The following is a 22,268-nucleotide window of genomic DNA, read 5'->3' on the forward strand; positions in this document are numbered from 1 at the left end:
ATTACTCGGGTTTTCCGGTGCCTTTAGGTTGCGCTGCTGAGCGGATCGTAGCAATAACGAGCAATACAGCTGCGGCTCCCACAGTGAGCACGTCGAAGCCGAACCCGCTTCGCATATACAGCATGATAGTTAATCCGATAAAAATAAGGGCAAGAATCGCTTTAATGATGAAATACATGATCATCTCCTAGAGCATTTCAAACGGTGCGGGACAAGAATTTGGTATCATTGTCCCTAACACCGCCAAGCGTTATGGTTCTCGCAAAGAAAGAAACGCTTGGCGATGTTGGAAGGCTTTCGGCTGTCCTATCGAAGATGGAATAGGGCAGCCGCAAGTCCAAATTCAAAATCCGGAATTGGACCGGAAATGGCGCACAGTGCCCCTGCAGAACAAGCGGAGCAACGGGATCCGTTTACTACTTCAGCTGGTGCTAATTCGGTGTACATTTTCCCTCCTTTCTTTCGACACAACCGACCGTACGCCAGCGAAATAAATAGCGCTACCTGATCTTTTAAGTTTACCTGTAAGAAATTTCATATTGCCTTACTAAATATGGCCATGTTATTTCACTTTCCCATGAATAAATCTAATTGCAACTAGAAACTTATCTAGATTATAATCCCTAAATCTTCAGAAAAAATCGCTACTACCTGCATCAATACAGCTCTACATACGCCAGCTTTAAATAATTGCAAATAAACGTTACTTTCAGATTATATAAATTTGCAATGCCTCGAAACCCGGCTTTCAAGAGAGAATCCCGCGCCAGCAAAAACTAATTAACGCTGCGCACGCTATCTTTTTCATCCTTTAAAGCTCGCCTTAATAGGCGAAAATTGCGGAGGATTATCGGACATGGAAGTACATTCCAGTTATCAAATTTATATAAACTTTTCGCCAAGATGATATTAATTTCTTTATTTCTTTGCAAATTAAGCTTTTCATTTTGGCGCAATATGGTTAAATTTTCGAAATTAGAACAGTCAGCTTTTTATAAACCTACGATGCATTGCATGCAATACAGATAGTGAATTTACACTGGGAAAACACTGCATTTCATGCTGAATTCAACATATCGCTAAGCCCACCTTTAGGAATCGATACAGATGCACGAACACCCGTTCGGAGATTAGATGATGTATAAACAAGGTAATAAATGGTCATTCTCGCCGTGTAACATTGCGGCATAGTTCGATTTAAAATTCGCGAAAATACATGATTCCCCCACACAAAAAGCCACCCTTTTGGGGGTGGCTTGTAACGATAGAAGGCTATCCAGCGATGCCCAGCACGACGTTAAAGCTTAGTTGCTAATCAAATACCGGGCGCTCAGTACGGGACCGCTTAAGTTCAAAGAAGTGCGGGTACCCAGCAAGTTGGAATGCGGCATCAAAGAGCTTGCCAGCTTCTTCACCGCGCGGAATGCGGGTAAGTACGGGTCCGAAAAATGCTGTTTCACCGAGTTTCAGTACCGGCGTACCTACATCATCACCAACTGCTTCCATTGCTTCATTATGAAAATCCCTAAGCTGACCATCGAATGTTGTGGAAGTCGCGGCGTCGAAACGCTCGGCAGGAAGCCCCACCTCCGCAAGTGATTCTTGAATGATTTCGTGGTAACCATTCTTTGTGAACTTCGGGCCATGGCCTTGATTATGAATCTTGGTGCCCAGGGCGGTATACAACGCATCAAGCGCTTCCAGCCCATCCTTAACCGCAACTGCCGCAACCACACGTGCTGGCGCCCAAGCCGCCTCCATCATGCGCATATAGTCGCCAGGAATGTCTCGTCCGTGATTAAGCACAGACAAACTCATGGGACGCCATTCCACAGTGATGTCACGAACCTGTTCTACTTCTTTTATCCATCGGGATGTGATCCAGCAATACGGGCAGGTTACATCAAACCAAAAAATGACACGATCGGTCACTGTCCTCACCATGCTTCCAAGGGTTGTTTTCGATTATTTGTGCTAGGTAGTTCTTTCTAGTGCGTCGATATATTGGTTATTCACTTATGCTAGCCAAGGCAGCGCATTTGCGGGAGGCTTGTTGAAGAATTCACCTTTATGACATCGCTCTTTACTCTGTTTACTACTCTTGGTAAGCATGACCTCATTAAATTTAACGCAAGCGGAAGCGGCTGCTCGAGCCGCGCTGATTAGCGTTGACCATTACGATATTTCTCTCGACCTCACGCAAGGCGAACAAACGTTCCCATCGCGGACAACGGTACGGTTTAGCTCGCTAGCAGGATCAAGCTTTATTGATTTGCGCGGCAACCTTGAATCAGTGCTTCTGGACGGCAAAGACATTACCCCTGAGCACTATGATTCCAATGGGATTCCCCTAGAACTCACAGAAGGTGAGCACACCCTTGAAGTCTCCGCAATCTGCGAGTACACGCATACCGGCGAAGGCATGCACAGGTTTACGGATCCCGTAGATAATGAGACCTATCTTTATACTCAGTTCGAAACTGCCTTTGCCAAGCAAGTGTTCGCTTGTTTCGACCAGCCGGATATGAAGGCCACATATTCACTGCGAGTGGTCACACCTGCAGGATGGCGGGTGATTTCCAATGCGGAGCAACAAGTCAGCGGCGAAAATGTGCTGATTCACACATCCACAATTGATTATTTGCTTCCCACTTACCTTATTGCCATTTGCGCCGGACCTTATCATGAGGTCCGTGATCATTGGAGCGGTACGCTCACGCACCATCCAGAAACCCCCGCGGATCAACCCCATAATCTTGAGGTTCCCCTCGGCCTCTATTGTCGGAAATCCCTAGCTAAGCACCTTGACGCCGAACGGCTTTTCACTGAAACCAAACAAGGTTTTGACTGGTACCACGCCCACTTTGGCATGGCATATCCATTTGGAAAATACGACCAGATTTTCTGCCCAGAATATAATATGGGCGCCATGGAAAACGCTGGTTGCGTCACAATTCGTGACGAATACGTGTTCTCCTCAAAGGTGACCGGGTATCTCTATGAACGGCGTGCAGAGACCGTCCTCCACGAACTCGCGCATATGTGGTTCGGAGATTTAGTAACTATGCGCTGGTGGGGAGACCTTTGGCTTAATGAGTCCTTTGCTACCTGGTCTGCGGCGATTTCCCAGGCAGAGGCCACAGAATACAGCAATGCTTGGGTTACATTTGCCAATGTAGAAAAGTCTTGGGCATACCAACAAGACCAATTGCCTTCCACGCATCCAGTGGTTACAGACGCCACGGACATTGAAACAGTTGAGCAGAACTTTGACGGTATTACCTATGCCAAAGGGGCGTCGATACTCAAACAACTTCAGGCATATGTTGGCCGGGAGGAATTTCTCTCCGGAGTACGCAAACACTTTGCCAACCATGCATTCGGTAACGCCACATTCGAGGACCTATTGCAAACCCTCGAAGAGGCCTCGGGGCGCGACCTTTCATCGTGGGCGTCGCAATGGCTCACCACCACCGGCATTAATACATTGCGACCAAAGTTTACGGTACAAAATGGCTCCTATGCTTCCTTTAGCGTGGAACAAGGCGGCGCCGACCCACGCAATCACCGCATCGCCATCGGTCTATATTCACTTATCGACGGCCGCGTCCAACGCACGCACCGCGTCGAAGTAGACATTGCTGGGCCATCAACCGCCATCCCCGAACTGCTGGAATATCCAGTTGCTGATCTTGTATTAGTCAATGACGATGACCTCACCTACTGCCTGCTTGGACTCGACCCAGATTCATTGCAATTTGTAGTCGAGCATATTGGTGATTTTGCCGACCCTATGCCCCGCACCTTGTGTTGGTCCGCAACTTGGGAAATGACCCGCAATGCGGAAATGCGCGCCCGTGATTTTATTTCCCTGGTTGCTCGCGGAATCACCGCAGAAACCGAAATCGCAGTCCTAGAACGCATTCTAAATCAGGTCATTATTGCCCTGGATTCCTATGCCGACCCGGCATGGGCACAAGAAATTGGACGAGATCAAGTAGTTGATCTGTTATTGTCTGGTGCTCGTCAAGCGATGCCAGGTTCGGATGCGCAATTAGCCTTTTTAAAAGCCCTTGGACGAGTGCGGCTCAACGATAAAGCCCTGCAATTCTTTACCGATCTTTCGCTAGAAGGATTAACTATCGATCAAGATTTGCGCTGGTTAGCGCTGACTGCACGTATTGCACACGGCGCAGTAGCCGATATCGAAGGCGCTATTGCCGCAGAACTCGAATTGGATAATTCCTCGACCAGCCAAATGTTTGCGGAACGTGCTCGCGCAGCAGTAAATACCCCGGCTAATAAACTCAAGGTTTTTGAGGCAATTACCGGTGGCGAGCTTACAAACCTGCAATTGCGCCATCAACTTGAAGGCTTTACATGGGCGGGTTCGGCACCGAATTTGGAGCAATTTAATGAGCGCTTCTTTGTATTAGCACCTTCGATATGGCAAGGAGAATCCAAAGAAATTGCGCTCAAAACACTTACGGGAGCGTATCCATCGTGGGATATTTCCGACGCTGGACTCGCCCGCGCGGAGGAGTTCCTCAAATCTGCTATACACCCGCCTGGGTTAATTCGTACAATTTCGGAAGAGCGTGCCCGAGTTGAACGCGCACTACGAAACCGCAGGTACGACGGCCGCGTTTAGGGGCGCGGCGTCGAAAAACTCATAAAAACTCATGGTTGAGGTTCGTGCGGGGGTAGCAATGATGAAGAGTATTTCATTTAAATCTCACACGAGCTTCACCTTTACGTCCCATACTGAAATGTATGAAAAATCTTGGACGCTTTGTGCCTCTTGTCGGTGCGCTTGGAGGCCTCGTGCTCCTCGCCGTAGGTGGCACAGCACTCGCGGGCGGCACAGCCGAACCCAAGATTGACCCTAAACCAGTCACGTTTAAGGTAACCACTACCCCTTCTAAAACGGAGGAAACAATTACCAACGAACCGGAACCCACTGTTGAGCCATCACAAGAAGTGATTCCGGACCCTCAACCTGCCGATAACTATCAGCAGCAACCGGCACCACCGCCGCCAGCTGCACCACCGCCCGCTCCACCACCACTACCTCCTTTGCCGCAAATCGACATCCATATTCCACCATTTGTTCCACCGGTGATTTTTGACGATGACGACTTTGACGACGAGGATGATTAATTTTGAATTGGATAGGCACGTCTGTCCGATGGCGTATCGTCCTATGGATTGTCGCCACGGTATTCCTTGCTTTATTGGCAGTAACGCTTACTACCCGCACTATTCTGCGTTCCCAAGTGGTGTCAGCCGCGAACTCATCGGTTGAGCTTGAAACCAATGAGTTCCGAACATTTGTTCAACAGGGTACGAATCCGCAGACCTCCAAACCCCTTACAGACACCCACGAACTCATTGAGCTATACCTCGCCAGGCAGATGGTTGGCCCCGATGAGCTCCTGGTGGGTCGCGCCGATAAATCAACAATGCAAATTGACCTTTCGGCGTTAACGGAAACCTATATTCCCCAAGACAAAGAAAATATTGGGAAAGTAGTAAACCACGTCATGGATTCCAAAGAGGTCTCTGGGGTGTACCACGACCCCGAGCTCGGCGCGGTTCACTGGGGCCGCGTTGATGTGGTCACGGATACAAAAGAAAGCGGCTCATTTGCGGTCCTTGTCTTTACTGCGGAATCCCAACGTAAAGTCACAGAACAAACCGCAATTATTGCAGGTGTTGGGGCAGGTGGGCTTGCCATGACAGTACTTATTGCATGGCTCGTTGCAGGCCAAATCTTGGTGCCTATACGTAACCTTCGCAAGGTCGCATCTGGCATTACCGATACTGACTTAACTCGCCGCGTACCGGTAGCCGGAAACGATGAAATCGCGCAACTTGCTATTACTTTTAACGATATGCTGGACCGACTTGAAACGGCATACCAAGTCCAACGGCAATTTGTCGACGACGCAGGACACGAGCTACGTACCCCCATTACGGTGATCCGTGGGCAGCTCGAATTACTAGAAGTAGCAACCGAAGAACAACGCGACCGCTCAGTTGCATTAGCAATTACTGAGCTAGATCGTATGACTCGTATAGTGACGGACTTACTTACCCTGGCCATTGCAAACTCTTCTGACTTTATTACCACCGCCCGTGTGGATGCAGCAGAACTGCTTATCGATATTGAAGAAAAAGCACTTGTTATGGCGATCCGTGATGTTGTGATCACAGGCGTTGCAGAAGGCGAAGTAATCCTTGATGAACAACGGATTACTCAGGCCATGCTAGAGCTCTATAACAATGCCGTTAGCCATACGATGCCAGGTGACCAAATCGAACTAGGTAGCGCATTCTTAAATAGCGGCCGTGACCGGCTATTGCGCCTATGGGTCAAGGACCAAGGCCCTGGTATTCCTGAGGATAAACTCCCTACACTTTTCGATCGATTTACCCGAGCAGACGGTGCCAGCCGAGACACCCGAAGCCGTAATAAGCACGGCGCTGGTTTGGGGCTATCCATTGTGCGCGCCATCGCCGATGCCCATAATGGGTGCGCATGGGTGGAGTCCACCGTCAATGTGGGATCCACCTTTGGTTTAGATATTCCAGCACCGGAAATAATTGATCAAGAAATACTGGAGGAAACCCCATGAGCCGGATTCTTATTGCCGAAGATGACCACGGAATCGCAGATTTTATCCACCGAGGTCTTACAGCGGCTGGCTTTGCATGCACCATTACCGATAGCGGTGATGAAGCATTCGCCTTGGCGAATTCTGGAGCATACGATCTTCTTATCCTGGACCTTGGATTACCCGAGGTAGATGGTGGTGAAGTGCTAAGCCAACTCCGCCAGGCTCGCAATAATCTTCCTGTGATCGTGCTTACAGCCCGTACGAAAATTGAGGATCGTGTACGTACACTAGAAGGTGGGGCGGACGATTACATGCCCAAGCCCTTCCAATTTGCGGAACTTTTGGCGCGAGTCAAGTTGCGTCTCACCGACCGAAGTAGTCGTGACGGTGATACTAATATTCTTTCTCGCGGTAATTTGTCGCTTGATTTAAGAACTCAAAGAGTCCATGTTGCAGGCAAAACACATGACCTAACCCGTCGCGAGGCAAGCCTGCTAGAAACATTTTTGCGACACCCTGACCAGGTACTTTCAAGAGCACAATTGTTAAGCAAAGTTTGGGGAATGGATTTTGATCCTGGATCAAATGTAGTTGATGTATACGTTCGCACCTTGCGCAAGAAAATAGGCGCTAAACGCGTAGAAACTGTTCGAGGCACTGGGTACCGATTGAGGTGAAACCAATGAACGACGATTGTTCTGCAACCGTCCCCATAAAAATTGTCACCATTGAAGAAGCACCAGACCCCCCTGCTCGGTGGTCAACCCGACCACCTACATCCCAAAATCATGACCGTCCCCGGCAACAATTTACCTTGCCACCATGGCGAAAAATCGCTCCCCCAATAATAGGATTCCTTATTCTGCTTTCGCTGCTTATGCGGATGCCAGATAGTTTTAGCTCTGACACTAAAATCACGCTTACGGTATTTGCCATCGCAGTATGGTTTTGGGTTTTTACCGATATTGACGATACCTATGTAGCTTTAAGCGCCGCCACTGCCCTGGCCGTAATAGGCATTATTGAAGTCCCCCAACTGTTTAGCGCCCTTGGGGATGACACAATGTGGCTGCTTATTGGCGCATTTATTATTGCCTCTGCTGTTTCTGCATCTGGGCTGGCCGAACGCGGGGCTGTAGCTGTTACTAAAGGAGTTAGTTCCCCACGGGTATTAGTGCATCTAATTACCCTGGCAATCGTATGCACCGTATACGCAGTTCCTGCAACCTCTGGGCGAGCCGCATTAGTAATTCCGGTGTTTTTAGCACTTGCCCATTCGCTTGGTGACCGCGATAGCTGGCTCACCCGAACACTCAGCCTGGTCTTCCCAATTACCATTTTATTTTCAGCGGTAGGCTCCCTTATTGGAGCGGGTGCGCATTTAATTACAAACCAGATTCTAACCACCAATAATCTTGAGGCTTTTAGCTTTACTCAGTGGCTATTATTTGGTCTTCCACTTGCGCTTATTTCCTCCCATACAGCCGCTGAGCTGGTGTTGTTTTTAACCACCACAAAAAGTCAACGGAAAACTGAAATTAATATTCAACCAGAAGCATTTACTGAGCATTCCCGAGCGCTTTCATCATGGGAGATTCGGACACTCTTAGTATTAATAATTTCTATCGTTTTATGGAGTACAGAAAACCTCCACGGTATTCACCCCGCGGTTGTTGCATTAATTGGAGGTTTGCTCATTACATGCCCATGTTTCGGATCAGTTTCTTTAAATACTTCCATTAAAAAAATCCCGTGGTCGCTTTTGCTCTTTATGGCCGCTACACTGGCAATGAGCAGGGCATTAACTGACTCTGGAGCCGCTAAAGCACTCGCAAAAAGTGTATTTGGTGAGCCTCACAAGAGTGTTGTCGGCGGCATTATTTTTATTATCCTGGTAATTGTGGTTTCTTCCTTGGCTCACCTATTGGTGCAATCTCGTTCCGCGCGTTCTGCGGTCTTAATCCCTTTGGTGATTGTTATTGCACCAAGTATCGGTGTAAATCCTTTGGCAGCGGCTTTTATTTCTACTGCTGCTGCAGGTTTTTGCCACACATTACCGGCTTCTGCAAAACCATTGGCAATGTTTAAAGCCACCGGCGCAGAAGCGAATGTAGCAGTGTTTAATGACCAACAATTACTTCGTGTTTCATTATTTTTATTGCCGCTGCATCTAGCACTTTGCTTAATTTTCGCCTTTGGTATTTGGCCTTTACTGGGGCTGAATATCTTTATTTAAGATTGGAGCATTTGTGAGTGTTTATATGCCAGAACGGATTCTTGTAGCGCCGTCAGGTTTTAAGGAAAGTTTGTCCGCAGTAGAGGTAGCCGATGCAATCGCTGCGGGTGTTCGCCGGGTCTATCCTGGAGTTCGCGTAGATATCTTCCCTGTGCCTGACGGCGGGGAAGGCACTATTGAAATTCTTTCTGCCCGTGAAGATGCCATCCCAAATACGATCGAAGTCACAGGTCCAGTGGGGCAGCGAGTCTCCGCAACATGGCTTGGATTACCGCAACAAACAGCGGTCATTGAAATGGCTTCTGCGGCCGGTTTGAGTTTGGTGCCTAAGGACCAGCGCGACCCTGGTGCCACCACAACATATGGCGTCGGTGAACTTATTGCTGACGCCCTCGACCATGGTATGCGTCGCATTATCGTTGGTTGCGGGGATTCTGGTACTTGCGATGGAGGTGCTGGCGCGCTGCAAGCCCTTGGCGTGCGGATTCTCGATGCAGAAGGCAATGATCTTCCAGCTGGTGGCTCGGCACTGATTAATGCCGCCACGATCGATCTTTCTGGATTGCACCCTGCTTGGGAGGATTCTGAGGTATTACTGGCTTGCAATATTCACAATGTACTTACTGGTCCCCGCGGCGTCGCGGCGGTATTCGGGCCGCAAAAAGGTGCGACGCCATCACAAGTTCAGCAACTCGACGCCGCCCTTACAAATTTTGCTACCCTACTTACTTCGGCTTGCCCTGCACCAAGCCTAAATTTATTGTCCGGCCCTGGTAGTGGTGCTTCCGGAGGTTTAGGCGCTGGTCTTGCCGCCCTTGGCGCGAAACTACACAACCGTTTCGATATCCTCTTGGGCCGTGTCCCAGCCGGCCCGAACGGATCGTTGGATGAATTGATCGCTGCGGCAGATTTGGTAATTACTGCAGAAGGCGCCATTGATTTTCAAACACCACGCGGAAAAGTACCTGCGGAGATCGCCCGACGCGCTCAATCTTCAGGCGTCCCGGTGCTTGCGATTGCAGGCTCACTGGGGCAAGGCGCACCAAGTGTGCATGATGTTGGGATTGGGGCTGTGGCTTCAATTATGACCATCCCCATGAACCTTCAGGACGCCCTACAAAACGGCACCACATTGCTTACCGACGCCGCGGAACGCACCATGCGGTTGCTACAACTGGGTTCCGCTATGAACAGTCGGAGTGCGCGAAAGGCATTGAATACTCCGCTTCTTTAGCTCGAACCCAACGGGCAAAGCACACAAACGCCGAAATAATAAAAACCATTTTGGAGACGATAATCCACAAACCCACATGCATTTCCAATGGCGTATTCCATAAAAAATGCCACACATAGCTTAGGACCAATAGCCCGACCCCGGGCATAAATATTCGGTTTAACAGCAGTATCACCCCGACTCCCGCAAAAGCTGAAAAGACCCAGTGGGATGCAATAGCAATAAAAAACCGTAGACCCGCGACCAGTAAGGCTCCTTCAAGATCACTATTTGGATCCTCTACTGCGCCGTGGGCAACGTACACAAAATTTTCGGCAGTCTGAAAACCTAATCCCACAAACCCACCAATCGCCAAACCAGTAGCGGGGCTTCGCGGTACGCCCGTGAGCAAAACCAGCAGTAAAATCACCACGGCTTTTGCCCATTCTTCTGTAAAGGGTCCCGCAATGGCTGGCTGCCATGCTTCCGCATAATTCGGAATCACAAAATACACAAACACAAATGCCTGATTCCCCTGCAACGCTATCCAAGTAGCAATGCTTGCGCCCGCCCCAAACGCCAAGCCCAATACATGGGTACCGACTGGAACTGGACGCACAAAATGCAGAATAATCGCCGCACAAACCATGGAAGCCACAACAACGATCAATCCGCCCACCAGCAAGGAACCGGAACCAAGCCGCAATAGAGTGCGAACAAGAGAACTCGTGCCAATCAACCCAAAAACCACCAAGACCCACCACAGGGCACTCCGAGGCTGATACACCACGCTCATTCCTGAACCACCCGCAAATTACGCATCACATCTTCAATATCAATCGGAGGGCTAGCATCCGTGGTTGTAGAAGTCACCGCAACTAAATAATTCCGGTGAATCACCACCATGCACTCCCCTTCCTCCGATAATTCCCTAACAATACGACACCGGTACCCCTGAAAACGAGCGTCACGGAGCGGGGCGTCGATACGCGCATGCTCAATACGATCATGCACATACCGCAAAGCGGCAGCTTCAGGATCACGCACCCCACTTACAATCCGAACCCCAATCCGTTGCGAACCCCGCTCAAATAGTCGGAAATCCCGATTCGTAGCCAATGAACGCCGAAACCCACCCGGCACAGAAAACCGCGCAACCCCACGCCCCATACGTACTTCCTGCACCCCCACAGCAGCAACATTCTCTTTTGAAACAACACCACTAATACAGCTGGGCACCAGCCAAGGAACCGCAAGTAAACACAACACCACCAGTGCCAAACGCACATCATAAAGCAAACCAGAACCAGGCATGGAAACTTTCTATCCAAGCAATCGAGCCACCAACAAAGACAAAAATATATTTGTCCCAGCATCAATAATTAGTACCAGTAGATACTCGCCAAAACATCTGCCACCCAATGCAAAACCCTTAGGGAGCCCCTTGGTAACCCGTGGAAAACCACAAACGAACACATGGTGAGCCCCTAATTACAGCGGAAACTGCAATAAAAGCGTGGAACGCTTGTACTCTGATAAGGCTTGTGGTTTTTGGGGCGGATGGGACCTTTGGGATGGATGGGGGCGTTTAGAAAACTTGGCTATTGAGCCGAGTGGTACAAAAGTGGTCGGTTTTCGCGGGGCTAAAAGGCAGATTTATCTGAAAAGCCATTGATCTATGCTACGAACTGGGAAAACACGGCAACACATCATGGGCAATGTTAAATCTGCCTGATTCTCAGATTTTTGCCGTTAAATCTGCCTGATTTTCACGCAATGCGACGTGCGCCAGTAAAAACCGATAACTGTTCAATACCAACCAGAGCTGAGGCGAGGAACTGAACCAAACACCCCTTCGCAGACATCAAGTTCCAGCTGTAACCATGGCCGAATAAAGTAAGACTCATGGAATCTTTTTACGAGAGTGTTGGTGGCGAACAAACGTTTCGTTCGATTGTTCACCACTTTTACCAGCAAGTACGGGTCGACGACATTTTAGGCCCAATGTATCCCGCAGACGATTGGGAGGGCGCCGAGGACCGGCTTCGGTGGTTCCTGGCTCAGTACTGGGGAGGTCCACAAACATTTAATGAACAGCGTGGTCACCCGCGATTGCGTATGCGACACTTTCCATTTGCAATTGATACCGCCGCACGCGACCGCTGGCTTGAGCTGATGAAAAATGCAATCGATACGATCGATTCCGAAACTTTGGATGAACAGCATCGGGCAGCGATGTGGGATCACATGGAACGGGTGGCAAATATGCTGGTTAACTCAGAGTAATTGATATCGCCATAGCTCTTTTGTAAAAGTTCTTGATCGCGGCTACATATGGCCAAGTTGTTAAACCTGGAAGTACAAACTCATTGAACTATATCTTTTGCTGGTGGGATGAAAATCGAGGGCTAGTTAAAGCTCCAGTGACTATTGGGTTCTGTGAGCTTAATGAAACACAGGTGAAATTTGAGAAAATCGCAGGTCGTCCGGAACTGGCTACATTTGGTTTGAAACCTGGCCATTTACCTACTTTGGCGTTTTTGTGACCTGGGCTTTTATAAAACTAAGGTAGGTAACTGGCGGACTTTTTGAACAAACCTAGCCAGTTCCGGACGACCTGGGCTTTTGTGGCTAAGTAATCGTGAAAACAATCACCCCATCAGCAACACTATTTATCAACAAACACTCCTACTCAGTAAGCCCCGGGCAATGCCGCCGCGATATCTGCCAAAAGATCGTCTAGGTCTTCTATGCCTATAGAAAGACGCACTAAGTCCCGCGGAACTTCCAGCTGGGACCCTGTGGCAGATTGGTGGGTCATAGTTGCGGGATGCTCTACAAGAGATTCCACACCACCTAGTGATTCGGCTAGGCAAATGAGTTTCGTGTGAGTACAAAAGTGGCGGGCTGCGTTTTCGGAGTGGAAGCGCACGGAAATCATGCCGCCGAAGTCTTTCATTTGCCGCTTGGCTACCTCGTGTCCAGGGAAGGACGACAAACCAGGGTATAGCACTTCTGCCACCTGTGGTTGTGCCTCTAAATATTCTGCAATCGCTTGTGCATTTGCACAGTGCGCTGCCATACGTATCGGCAAGGTTTTGATCCCACGAATGGTGAGGTAGGCATCAAAGGGGCTGGGGATGGCACCGGCGCCGCCTTGAAGGAATGCGAGTTGTTCATCGAGTTCCGAACTATCAGTGACTACTACGCCACCGACTACATCGGAGTGCCCGCCGAGGTATTTGGTGGTGGAATGGAGTACTGCGTCGGCACCTAGTTGGAGAGGTTTCTGCAGGTAGGGGGTGGCAAAGGTGTTGTCTACTACCAGCTTAATTTGCGTGGCAAGGCTCCGCAATCCGGCAATATCGGCAATGCCTAGCGCAGGATTGGTTGGGGTTTCTACCCAGAGGAGTTTGGTATTGGGTTGGATTTTTGCCTGGACGTCTTCAAGGTTACTCATATTGGCAACTGAGTATTCGACACCCCAAGCACCGAATACGGAATCGATAAGGCGATAGGTTCCGCCGTAGGCATCATTGCCAAGGATAATGTGGTCACCTGGGCGGACCAGACATCGGAGGAGAACGTCTGTTGCGGCCATACCAGAGGCAAAGGCGCGGCCGAATTGGCCGCCTTCAAGTTCGGCGACAAGTTTTTCTAGGACTGCTGTTGTGGGGTTACCACATCGGGTGTATTCGAAGCCGGCTCTGAGCTGGTTTAAGCCGTCCTGCGCAAAGGTTGTTGATGCATAAATTGGCGGGTTGATTGCGCCAATGGCATCAGGTTCGTAGCCTGCATGGATTGCGGTTGTAGAAAAGCCGGGCATATGCGGCACCCTTTCGTCGATAAACTAATACCAACGAGAATAGACTAAGCGGTACATAAAAAACGAAAGCACCAGGTAAATAAAACAAACAGCTTGGTCTAGAATAGGTTAATTCCGCCTTGGGGAAACCACACTGAGCCGAACGCGGCGTCGAGACGCACCCAGCGGTGATGGGAAGAAACGCGCAGATAGCGCGGAACCTCAGCCTCAATATCTGGAACAAAGCCTAGGTTTACAGCCGCGAATATCATACGCATTGGTATGCCTACGGAGTGCGTGCCGTCCATAACTTGCAGCACTTCTTGGTTTAGCAATGATGCCGGAGGACCCATTGGGCCAGAAAACTGGCGGGTAAGGTCTTTGCCTTTGCGGGCGAGATCCATAACAACGGCGGCCGGGATTTGGTCGATAAGCTGGAAACCTTCTGGTGGGGGCAATATGCCTTGCCAACCCACGGAAGCGTCCGGAAGTTCCTGTCCATCCAGGGCATGAATCAACTCAGAGGCGCGCACCACGGCACCATCGGGGGTCACATTGCCGGTGGCAGTACGAGAACCAAAAACACCGAATGGGGTTTGCACAAAAACATCAACGAATTCACTGCGCTGACGAATACGCGCAAGGGTTTGGGCGTCAATACGTTGGGCGCGCTGTAGCATCGCAATTACACCTTGATGCCCAGCAGTTACTTGAAGTTGTGCCATATTATTTTCCTCGCAATAGAATAGCCTTTTCATCATTGCGGATTGGGCGAGGCATACCGGTGGCCATATCAATAAGCACCTGCGTGCAAATAATCACGCAGCAGGGCTTGCCAAATCGGTCTTTTACCCGCTGTGTAGTGGCAAATGAAGTTTTGCCAACATAGGTGACCTGGGTATCAACTTCCACTACTTCCGTATCCGGCAAAATCGGCCGCAAATAATCTACCTCAAGGTGGCGGATAAACACCGCCGGAAGCTCTTCTAACTCCCCGCTACCAAACCCATCAGCCGCGAATTTCGCACGCGCCTCATGCGCCAACTCAATATATGCAGCATTATTAACGTGACCAAAGCGATCAAAGTCCGACCAACGCAGTTTCACCTTACTAGTGTGAATCAGACCGCCTTCAACCTGCCCAGACTTTACTGTAGCTTCAGCCATTGCCAATAGTTTCCTTCCATACGTGGATGTGCAGCTCAGATAACCCCACAGGGTACACCGAAAGACTTACCTAAGTTACCAAACTAGATAACTTTTGCAAAGGAAAGCATAGCAACCATGAATGCATAATCCCACATGCCTCTTTGCCTCTTGCCTCTTTGCCTCTTGCCCTGGAGTGCACTCTAACGAATAAGCTCGGCCGCATGAGCAGCGACATGGGCGCCGACATGGGCATTTCAGAAATCTCGAATATTACTGGGCTAAGCCAAGACACACTGCGTTGGTACGAACGCCAAGGCATTATCCCGGCAATTACCCGCAGCTCTGATGGCCGACGCTGCTATAGCGAAACAGATGCCCGAATCATTCAACTTATTGTGCGGTTACGTCGCACCGGTATGCCACTTGCCGATATCCGCAGATTCCGCAATCTACTTATTGGAGGTGCCGCCACCCATGGTCGCCGCATGGCACTGCTGCAAAAACATAAAAAGCATCTAGAAGCCCATATTTCAGAGCTCCAGCAAGATTTACGGAATCTTAATGACAAAATAGCCCACTACCAAAGGCTTATAGAACTACAACTGGACTGCTCGGAACAACCAATTACAGATCCCAAGACTCTACAGGAACAACGGAGAACAGATATATGAATATTCCAAAGATCCATCTTGGAAACGGCCTTCAAGTCAGCGCCATTGGCTTCGGCGGCATGGCACTAAGCCATGTATACGGAGGCATCGAAGAATCCGATGCTGAACAAACCCTGGAAAAAGTCATTGATATGGGAATTACTTTTATTGATACCGCCGATGTCTATGGCAAACCCCAAGCTCACACCACTGGCCCCGCCGGCACAAACGAATTACTGATCGGCAGGGTACTGCGTAAACTGCCCGGGCGCCGTAACCACATTCAATTGGCCACCAAATTTGGCATTACAGGCGCGCTTGCAGGCAAAAGCGCCAATCAGGTTCGTGGCGACCGTGACTATATTCACCAGTGTTGCGAGGCTTCATTACGGCGACTCGGCATTGAACACATTGACCTTTACTATATGCACCGACGGGATCTTTCCCGCCCTATCGAAGAAACCGTTGCAGCTATGGCGGAATTAGTGGACAAAGGCAAAGTCCGCCATCTAGGGCTAAGCGAAGTTACCGCTGAGGAACTTCGCGCCGCAGCAAAGATTCACCCCATCGCGGCGGTGCAAAGCGAATGGTCACTTTGGTCACGCGATGTGGAGGTACATATTGTTCCGGCGGCGCGTGAGCTTGGTACTGGCTTTGTGCCTTACGCCCCATTAGGGCGCGGGTTTCTTACCGGCACACTCACAAAAGCGGATATCCAAAACTCTATGCGTGCCGGCCAGGCAAGATTCGAAGAGTTTTTCGACGCCAACCGGGCCGCACTCGCCGCAATCGAACAGGTAGCCGCGGAGCTCGGCGCAACACCAGCCCAAATCGCATTAGCTTGGTTGCGTACCCAGGGTGAATTGCTTGGCCTGCCGGTAGTTCCAATACCCGGAAGCCGAAAAGCACACCGCATGAGTGAAAACGTTGGTTCCCTCGATATAACGCTTTCCCCCACCCATATGCATCAGCTTGATAAGGTTGCTCAACTTATTTATGGCGGCCGGAACCTTACATATAACGGACCAACATGGATTTCCAGTGGACGTGAGTAACCCCACGGCTTTTGCATATTTTCAATAGTCCGTGGGGTCAGTTAAACAGAGGCGCTTGGTCTAGCGGGTAAGCTTGCGGTGCGTTACCCGAGATGGCCGAGCTGCATCCGCACCAAGCCGCTCTACCTTGTTCTTTTCATATTCTTCGAAGTTTCCTTCAAACCAGAACCACTTGCCTTCTTCCACATTGCCTTCCCAGGCAAGAATATGGGTACAGGTACGGTCCAGGAACCAACGGTCGTGAGAAATCACAACGGCACAGCCCGGGAATTGTTGCAATGCGTTTTCCAGGGAGGACAGAGTTTCCACATCGAGGTCGTTGGTGGGCTCGTCCAGCAGAATCAGGTTGCCGCCCTGCTTAAGGGTAAGCGCCAGATTTAACCGGTTGCGTTCACCACCGGATAGCACCTTGGCTGGTTTTTGCTGGTCAGGACCTTTAAAGCCAAAAGCCGAAAGGTATGCACGGGACGGCATTTCATTTTGACCAACATGGATATAGTCAAGGCCGTCTGACACTACTTCCCAAACGGTTTTTTCACCGTCGATATTTTCGCGCCCTTGGTCCACATAGGAAAGCTGTACCGTTTGGCCAACTTTCACATCACCGGAGTCTGGCTGCTCAAGACCAACAATGGTTTTAAAGAGCGTGGATTTACCCACACCATTCGGGCCGATAACGCCAACAATGCCGTTGCGCGGCAAGGTAAAGGATAGGTCTTTAATAAGGATCCGACCATCAAATCCTTTATGAAGATTGGAAACCTCCACTACCTGAGAACCAAGACGCGGCGGTGTTGGAATCTGAATTTCTTCAAAGTCAAGCTTCTTGTATTTCTCGGCTTCCGCAACCATTTCCTCATAACGTTGCAAGCGAGCCTTGTTTTTCGCCTGGCGTGCCTTTGCCCCAGAACGAACCCATGCGAGTTCTTCCTTTAGGCGGCGCTGCAATTTCTGGTCTTTCTTTCCAGCAACTTCAAGACGCTCAGCTTTTTTCTCCAGGTAGGTGGAGTAATTACCCTCATAGGGGTACAGCTTTCCGCGGTCTACTTCACAAATCCATTGGGCCACATGGTCCAAGAAGTAGCGGTCGTGGGTAACTGCCAGTACAGCGCCCGGGTACTTGGCCAGGTGCTGTTCCAGCCACAGTACAGACTCCGCATCAAGGTGGTTTGTCGGCTCATCAAGAAGCAATAAGTCCGGCTCAGATAACAATAACTTCGCTAATGCTACTCGACGCCGCTCACCTCCCGAAAGGTGCGTCACAGGTTCATCGCCTGGGGGGCACCGCAATGCATCTAATGCCTGCTCGATCTTGGAATCAATTTCCCAAGCTTCGGCAGCATCAAGCTCTTCCTGCAGTTTGCCCATTTCTTCCATGAGCTCGTCGGTGTAATTAGTGGCCATTTCCTCGGCAATAGCCTCAAACCGCTGCTTTTTTTGGAAGATTTCTCCAAGACCTTCTTCAACGTTCTGCCGAACCGTCTTTTCCTCATTTAAAGGGGGTTCCTGCAGCAAGATACCAACAGTGGCACCTGGTTCAAGATAAGCATCACCATTAGAAGGCTGATCAATTCCAGCCATAATCTTTAAAATCGAAGACTTACCTGCACCGTTTGGCCCGACAACACCAATCTTGGCACCCGGGTAAAACGCCATGGTGACATTATCCAAGATGAGTTTGTCGCCGTGGGCTTTGCGCACGTTTTTCATCGTGTAGATGAACTCGCCCATATCTCCCCTTACAAATAATAGAAATTACGGTTGGAACAAATGAAAACTTTGAATACCCAAGGATAAGACTCGGCATCAATCACATCAAAGGGTACCGCACGAACCATTGCCCGCCCGAATACAGTTTGAACTGCTCCCCGTTTGTTGGACTGCACTGTACCAGGTTTGGGACTGGCTTGGCTTTTTGAGGGATCTCTGTGGCTGACCTCAAGGCCCCTTTGTGGCTGGTGTGACCTTTGGGAACATTGGGGCTTGCGTGACTGTGGTGTTCCGGATTCCGCTGGACTGGGCTGATGAAGGCCTGGTTTTGGCTTCGTTTTGGCCGGTGGCTTGGTTGTGTGCTTGTGGTGAGCTGGGATTTACTTAAGGCTGGTTGGTCTTTTTTGGCGCTGGCTGGGCGTGTTGTCACAGATTCCATTTTTTCGGCGGATTTTATGGAATCTGCGACACGATAGGTAGGGAACCTGTCACAAATTCCTTTTTTTTCGTTGTTTTTCGTTGTTTTTATGGAATCTGCGACAAACCCCAGGTCAACGATTGTGTACAATGTTGGTTGCTGTCACAAATTCCATTTTTTCAGGCGATTTTATGGAATCCGTGACAGTAGGACTGAAAACATCACTAGTTCAATAGGGTGAGCCTATCAAACACCCCGGAAAGCGGCCCGAAGGCTCGGGAAACCACCCAACTCACCCCGAAAACCCTGGATTTTCTGCCGATCCGCGCCGAAAACCAGGCAGATCTGACACCCCACCACCCCGAAATCAGGCAGATTTCACATCACCCACAACCCACCACCACATTTCCCCAGCTCACACCACAAGACCAGAAGCCCACAACACAAATCTGCCTACCCTGGTCCTTTCCGCACCTACCCAAACCCACCCACCCCCCAAAAAAGCACCATAGAACAACAAGCCAGTCCGACCTCCGGGGGGCAAGTTTAGTTTTATCCGCTTACCGCACGGAGCGCAGAATCCTGGTTGCGTTGTGTATCCAATTCAGCAGCTGCATCGCCTTCTGGTTTTGTAAGGTCTCGATCATAGGCGTTGCTCGCCTCCGGGTTAAACACTTTTGGTGCCGCCACCCGCCGATCACCCACAGCAGTCACTGGCACCGTGGGCAGGGAATTGACGGTATACCTATTTAAATCCACCCCAACATGTGCTGCTTTCAACACAATCCGTGATTGTTTTATCCCGTCTTTATCGGTCCATTCACTTGTTACAAAAATTCCTGTTGCAATAACTGACATGCCCATTTTAAGACTCATTTTTACATTTCGAGCTAATTGGGACCAGCATTCCACACCGATGTAAAGAGTGTCGTAGCTTTCCCACTCATTGGTTTTTTCATTGAGCCGCCGCCTACTTGAGGCAATTCGAAAACGCACAATCTCCGATCCCGTATTTAATTTTGTAATCACCGGATTCCCCACAACTTGGCCGGTTACTGTCACACTTTGCTGTGCCATATTCCCTATTCCTTTACATGCAATGCGTACTCTTTCACCTCCACCATGAACCAAAAACAGGCCTTGACCTAGTACCTTCCGAAACACAATGCAGCACTTGTGGAGAACTCCTGGTTTTTCCACAAGTGCTGCACGCTCAATAGATCTAGAGCTTGACTTTTCCGCAGTAATACGGCAATGCACAAGCCTCGCCCACTGTACTATTTGCGGATGTCTTTTTCGTAGTACTCCTCAAAAGGATTCGAACCCGCATTCATTTTTGCCAGCATGGCATTATAGGCTTCCATATCTGCATCATCAGTCTCGTCTGCACGCCGGTCATATGTACGCATTTGGCGGCGATCATCTTTATACCAAGCCAATACTAATGCGCCGAATACAATTACCAGCGGGAATTGTCCGGAAGCCCATGCAATACCACCACCAACATTTTGGTCGTGCAGTAGATTAAGCTCCCATGGCAGCCCGAGTGTGGAATAGAATTCTTCCGCCAAGATTGTCTGCATTTGCATGAGTGTGACACCAAACCACATATGGAATGGCAGCGAGCCTGTAAGCCAAGCAAGCTTGCCCATTGGGTTTTGGCGAACTGGGACTGGATCCACACCAATAAGTTCCCAGTAGTACATCCAGCCTGACCATAAAAAGATCACGTTCATGCCTAGGTGTCCTGCGTGCTCAGAAACTGCGACATCATAGAGCGGGGTGAGGTACAAGATATAGAAAATAATCAAAAACTGCAGGGTATTTACGGCCGGGATAGTAAGGAATCGAACGATCGGATTATCCATGGCAACTTCCAGCCATTCTCTAGGGCCGGGACGGCCAGGCGTACCCGGTTCCAAGGCATCGAGCCATAGAGTAAGTGGGCCGCCAAGTGCCCAGAATACGGGCACCCCCATGGAAAGGATCATATGGCCCACCATGTGCATGGAGAACGTGGCAGGCATATTCATACCAATTCCAGAGCACATTGTGACTAGCAACATAAGGCATCCGGTAAGGAACCATGCGGTGCGGCCCCATGGCCATGCTTTGCCTTTTTGGCGAAGTTTCCATACACCCCATATGTATGCGGCGGCAAGGAGAATGGCGAGCGTGCCAAATACAATGTCGAAACGCCACATTGTCCAGACATTCCAGATATCTGGCTCAATATACAGTTTGTAGCCTAGCTGGATGTCCATTGTATTAAGGTCGGGTTCCCTAGGTGGAGGCGGTGGGGTCCGCCCTAGGGACACGGCCACACCGCAAATGGCAGCCATGACCAAGACTTCTACAATGGCAACCTGCCGAAAAAGTTGTGGGTTTTCCGGCAGCCGGGGAATTGCCCATGCGCGATGCAACCATCCGAAACCAGCCAGTAGAATCACACCCACAAATTTGGCGGTAATCAAGAGCCCATAGTCTGTGGTGAACCAATCAGAAAACTCAATGCGAATTGCAGCATTTATCAATCCGGAAAGCGACATAACAATAACCGCCACTAAAGCAATGCGAGAATATCTGGCCACTGCGATATGAATATCCGGCCCACGGCGCAAACCGTGTGCAATAAGTGCCATAAGGCCACCGAGCCACAGCACTGTAAAAAGCACGTGCCATAAGTAGGAGTTTGTGCCATAGTCGTGGTCTCCGCCGGTAGCCGAGTGCCCCTCTAAACCCAATGGAACGATCATGAGTATCGAGCCAAACAATAATAGCGGCACCATAATCCACTTGCGCACAAATAACCCAACGGCGCCCGTGCACAGCGCAAGCAAACCCACCCAGGCCCAGGCAAGCGACGTCGATACTTGCTGTATAGCTACCCCCCAATTTTCCACGCGCAATGCCTGCGTTAGTGGTTCGCCTGAAACATCCGAAAGGTACATTGGCACCATCAGCAAACCAATCACACCAAAAAGAATTGCCGACGCCGCGCCCGTCCGCACCGCAATTGCGCCATCAACGCTTAGCTCCGCCGAGCGTAATTGATCGCTCCGCGGGGATACCAAAAACCCCGCCAATAAAAATGAACCCACGCTCAATGAAGCCAGAATCCACCCCCCGGCGCGCAAAAACGGCAACCCGGCGGTGGTCAATGGACCTGGGTCCGGAATCCCCAAAGCCGCAAGTGAAGCTCCCAAAAACTGCCATGCAATCAAGGCACCGATCGCACCCGCAGTAAGGAAAAACACTAAAAACAACGGCCACGACGCACGCACCCGCCCGCTTTTCGACGGCGCAGCAGCAGCGGGGGTATCCAAAGCAACGTCAGACATGCAACCAAGGGTAATAGCTTGCCCGCAACTCCCCTACTCACCACCACATTAGTGACCGCAAACGGGTGTGC

Annotated in this window: 21 protein-coding genes; 10 read left to right on the plus strand and 11 right to left on the minus strand. The window is 50.0% G+C overall.

Features of this window, described 5'->3' with window-relative positions; genetic code table 11:
* Position 1 precedes the first annotated feature (1 nt).
* The 3 genes from CFREI_RS10450 to CFREI_RS10460 all read right to left on the minus strand — a co-directional run bounded on the left by CFREI_RS10450 (position 2) and on the right by CFREI_RS10460 (position 1,932).
* Positions 2-178 (minus strand): hypothetical protein, encoded by a 177-nt coding sequence (locus tag CFREI_RS10450; protein ID WP_156907830.1) that lies wholly within the window; start codon positions 176-178, stop codon positions 2-4.
* Between the two features lie 128 nt (positions 179-306).
* On the minus strand, positions 307-447 hold the full coding sequence (locus tag CFREI_RS10455) for a subtilosin A family bacteriocin (protein WP_156907829.1): 141 nt from the start codon (positions 445-447) through the stop codon (positions 307-309).
* Positions 448-1,311: 864 nt separating this feature from the next.
* Positions 1,312-1,932 (minus strand): mycothiol-dependent nitroreductase Rv2466c family protein, encoded by a 621-nt coding sequence (locus CFREI_RS10460; protein ID WP_027013675.1) that lies wholly within the window; start codon positions 1,930-1,932, stop codon positions 1,312-1,314.
* Positions 1,933-2,110: 178 nt separating this feature from the next.
* On the opposite strand from CFREI_RS10460, the gene pepN reads away from it, so the two are divergent.
* From pepN to CFREI_RS10490, 6 genes are all read left to right on the plus strand, one after another.
* A complete protein-coding gene (gene pepN, locus CFREI_RS10465) occupies positions 2,111-4,651 on the plus strand; it encodes an aminopeptidase N (protein ID WP_027013674.1) in 2,541 nt (846 codons plus the stop codon).
* A 122-nt stretch (positions 4,652-4,773) separates the two neighbouring features.
* Positions 4,774-5,160 (plus strand): hypothetical protein, encoded by a 387-nt coding sequence (locus CFREI_RS10470; RefSeq protein ID WP_035112614.1) that lies wholly within the window; start codon positions 4,774-4,776, stop codon positions 5,158-5,160.
* A gap of 2 nt (positions 5,161-5,162) precedes the next feature.
* Positions 5,163-6,638 carry a sensor histidine kinase gene (locus tag CFREI_RS10475; protein ID WP_027013673.1) on the plus strand — a complete coding sequence of 492 codons (1,476 nt, stop codon included), beginning with the start codon at positions 5,163-5,165 and terminating at the stop codon, positions 6,636-6,638.
* A complete protein-coding gene (locus CFREI_RS10480; RefSeq protein WP_027013672.1) occupies positions 6,635-7,297 on the plus strand; it encodes a response regulator transcription factor in 663 nt (220 codons plus the stop codon). Before CFREI_RS10475 ends, CFREI_RS10480 begins: the two co-directional genes overlap by 4 nt.
* 5 nt (positions 7,298-7,302) lie before the next feature.
* The gene (locus CFREI_RS10485) at positions 7,303-8,856 is read left to right on the plus strand and encodes an SLC13 family permease (protein ID WP_084170860.1); all 1,554 of its coding nucleotides are present in this window, start codon (positions 7,303-7,305) and stop codon (positions 8,854-8,856) included.
* Between the two features lie 13 nt (positions 8,857-8,869).
* Entirely contained in the window at positions 8,870-10,090 is a 1,221-nt protein-coding gene (locus CFREI_RS10490) for a glycerate kinase family protein (protein WP_027013670.1), read from the plus strand.
* On the opposite strand, the gene CFREI_RS10495 is transcribed toward CFREI_RS10490, so the two are convergent.
* Both CFREI_RS10495 and CFREI_RS10500 read right to left on the minus strand, forming a co-directional pair.
* Positions 10,041-10,859: a PrsW family intramembrane metalloprotease gene (locus CFREI_RS10495; RefSeq protein WP_035112611.1), complete on the minus strand. Its 819-nt coding sequence runs from the start codon at positions 10,857-10,859 to the stop codon at positions 10,041-10,043. The two genes, CFREI_RS10490 and CFREI_RS10495, sit on opposite strands and share 50 nt — an antisense overlap.
* Positions 10,860-10,861: 2 nt before the next feature.
* On the minus strand, positions 10,862-11,383 hold the full coding sequence (locus CFREI_RS10500; RefSeq protein ID WP_027013668.1) for a hypothetical protein: 522 nt from the start codon (positions 11,381-11,383) through the stop codon (positions 10,862-10,864).
* Between the two features lie 591 nt (positions 11,384-11,974).
* On the opposite strand from CFREI_RS10500, the gene CFREI_RS10505 reads away from it, so the two are divergent.
* Entirely contained in the window at positions 11,975-12,355 is a 381-nt protein-coding gene (locus CFREI_RS10505) for a globin (RefSeq protein WP_027013667.1), read from the plus strand.
* A gap of 406 nt (positions 12,356-12,761) precedes the next feature.
* On the opposite strand, the gene CFREI_RS10510 is transcribed toward CFREI_RS10505, so the two are convergent.
* From CFREI_RS10510 to CFREI_RS10520, 3 genes are all read right to left on the minus strand, one after another.
* Positions 12,762-13,895, minus strand: coding sequence for a cystathionine gamma-synthase (locus tag CFREI_RS10510; protein WP_035112609.1), 1,134 nt, complete (start codon positions 13,893-13,895; stop codon positions 12,762-12,764).
* A gap of 98 nt (positions 13,896-13,993) precedes the next feature.
* Positions 13,994-14,599 (minus strand): DUF8185 domain-containing protein, encoded by a 606-nt coding sequence (locus CFREI_RS10515; protein ID WP_027013664.1) that lies wholly within the window; start codon positions 14,597-14,599, stop codon positions 13,994-13,996.
* Position 14,600: 1 nt separating this feature from the next.
* Positions 14,601-15,041: an acyl-CoA thioesterase gene (locus tag CFREI_RS10520; RefSeq protein WP_027013663.1), complete on the minus strand. Its 441-nt coding sequence runs from the start codon at positions 15,039-15,041 to the stop codon at positions 14,601-14,603.
* A 203-nt stretch (positions 15,042-15,244) separates the two neighbouring features.
* On the opposite strand from CFREI_RS10520, the gene CFREI_RS10525 reads away from it, so the two are divergent.
* Together CFREI_RS10525 and CFREI_RS10530 are read left to right on the plus strand one after the other, a co-directional pair.
* Positions 15,245-15,694 (plus strand): MerR family transcriptional regulator, encoded by a 450-nt coding sequence (locus CFREI_RS10525; protein WP_027013662.1) that lies wholly within the window; start codon positions 15,245-15,247, stop codon positions 15,692-15,694.
* Entirely contained in the window at positions 15,691-16,728 is a 1,038-nt protein-coding gene (locus CFREI_RS10530) for an aldo/keto reductase (protein WP_027013661.1), read from the plus strand. The genes CFREI_RS10525 and CFREI_RS10530 overlap by 4 nt, the downstream gene beginning before the upstream one ends.
* Before the next feature lie 60 nt (positions 16,729-16,788).
* Here the strand turns inward: CFREI_RS10530 and ettA are convergent, their stop codons facing one another.
* Positions 16,789-18,459, minus strand: coding sequence for an energy-dependent translational throttle protein EttA (gene ettA / locus CFREI_RS10535; protein WP_027013660.1), 1,671 nt, complete (start codon positions 18,457-18,459; stop codon positions 16,789-16,791).
* Between the two features lie 220 nt (positions 18,460-18,679).
* Here ettA and CFREI_RS10540 point away from each other — a divergent pair, with 220 nt between their 5' ends.
* Entirely contained in the window at positions 18,680-18,826 is a 147-nt protein-coding gene (locus tag CFREI_RS10540; RefSeq protein ID WP_156907827.1) for a hypothetical protein, read from the plus strand.
* Positions 18,827-19,408: 582 nt separating this feature from the next.
* Here the strand turns inward: CFREI_RS10540 and CFREI_RS10545 are convergent.
* Entirely contained in the window at positions 19,409-19,933 is a 525-nt protein-coding gene (locus tag CFREI_RS10545; protein WP_051256137.1) for a single-stranded DNA-binding protein, read from the minus strand.
* Between the two features lie 200 nt (positions 19,934-20,133).
* Positions 20,134-22,197: a bifunctional copper resistance protein CopD/cytochrome c oxidase assembly protein gene (locus CFREI_RS10550; RefSeq protein ID WP_051256136.1), complete on the minus strand. Its 2,064-nt coding sequence runs from the start codon at positions 22,195-22,197 to the stop codon at positions 20,134-20,136.
* Positions 22,198-22,268: the final 71 nt, after the last annotated feature.

Origin of the sequence: Corynebacterium freiburgense, from assembly GCF_030408815.1 — a bacterium.
Taxonomy (GTDB): Bacteria; Actinomycetota; Actinomycetes; order Mycobacteriales; family Mycobacteriaceae; genus Corynebacterium; species Corynebacterium freiburgense.

What these genes read in the sequence shown, in the direction of transcription:
- CFREI_RS10550 (WP_051256136.1), bottom strand. Translation starts at nt 22,197, where the DNA reads ATGTCTGACGTTGCTTTGGATACCCCCGCTGCTGCTGCGCCGTCGAAA.
- CFREI_RS10530 (WP_027013661.1), top strand. Translation starts at nt 15,691, where the DNA reads ATGAATATTCCAAAGATCCATCTTGGAAACGGCCTTCAAGTCAGCGCC.
- CFREI_RS10520 (WP_027013663.1), bottom strand. Translation starts at nt 15,041, where the DNA reads ATGGCTGAAGCTACAGTAAAGTCTGGGCAGGTTGAAGGCGGTCTGATT.
- CFREI_RS10455 (WP_156907829.1), bottom strand. Translation starts at nt 447, where the DNA reads ATGTACACCGAATTAGCACCAGCTGAAGTAGTAAACGGATCCCGTTGC.
- CFREI_RS10525 (WP_027013662.1), top strand. Translation starts at nt 15,245, where the DNA reads ATGAGCAGCGACATGGGCGCCGACATGGGCATTTCAGAAATCTCGAAT.
- CFREI_RS10515 (WP_027013664.1), bottom strand. Translation starts at nt 14,599, where the DNA reads ATGGCACAACTTCAAGTAACTGCTGGGCATCAAGGTGTAATTGCGATG.
- ettA (WP_027013660.1), bottom strand. Translation starts at nt 18,459, where the DNA reads ATGGGCGAGTTCATCTACACGATGAAAAACGTGCGCAAAGCCCACGGC.
- CFREI_RS10545 (WP_051256137.1), bottom strand. Translation starts at nt 19,933, where the DNA reads ATGGCACAGCAAAGTGTGACAGTAACCGGCCAAGTTGTGGGGAATCCG.
- pepN (WP_027013674.1), top strand. Translation starts at nt 2,111, where the DNA reads ATGACCTCATTAAATTTAACGCAAGCGGAAGCGGCTGCTCGAGCCGCG.
- CFREI_RS10505 (WP_027013667.1), top strand. Translation starts at nt 11,975, where the DNA reads ATGGAATCTTTTTACGAGAGTGTTGGTGGCGAACAAACGTTTCGTTCG.
- CFREI_RS10450 (WP_156907830.1), bottom strand. Translation starts at nt 178, where the DNA reads ATGTATTTCATCATTAAAGCGATTCTTGCCCTTATTTTTATCGGATTA.
- CFREI_RS10480 (WP_027013672.1), top strand. Translation starts at nt 6,635, where the DNA reads ATGAGCCGGATTCTTATTGCCGAAGATGACCACGGAATCGCAGATTTT.
- CFREI_RS10485 (WP_084170860.1), top strand. Translation starts at nt 7,303, where the DNA reads ATGAACGACGATTGTTCTGCAACCGTCCCCATAAAAATTGTCACCATT.
- CFREI_RS10510 (WP_035112609.1), bottom strand. Translation starts at nt 13,895, where the DNA reads ATGCCCGGCTTTTCTACAACCGCAATCCATGCAGGCTACGAACCTGAT.
- CFREI_RS10500 (WP_027013668.1), bottom strand. Translation starts at nt 11,383, where the DNA reads ATGCCTGGTTCTGGTTTGCTTTATGATGTGCGTTTGGCACTGGTGGTG.
- CFREI_RS10470 (WP_035112614.1), top strand. Translation starts at nt 4,774, where the DNA reads ATGAAAAATCTTGGACGCTTTGTGCCTCTTGTCGGTGCGCTTGGAGGC.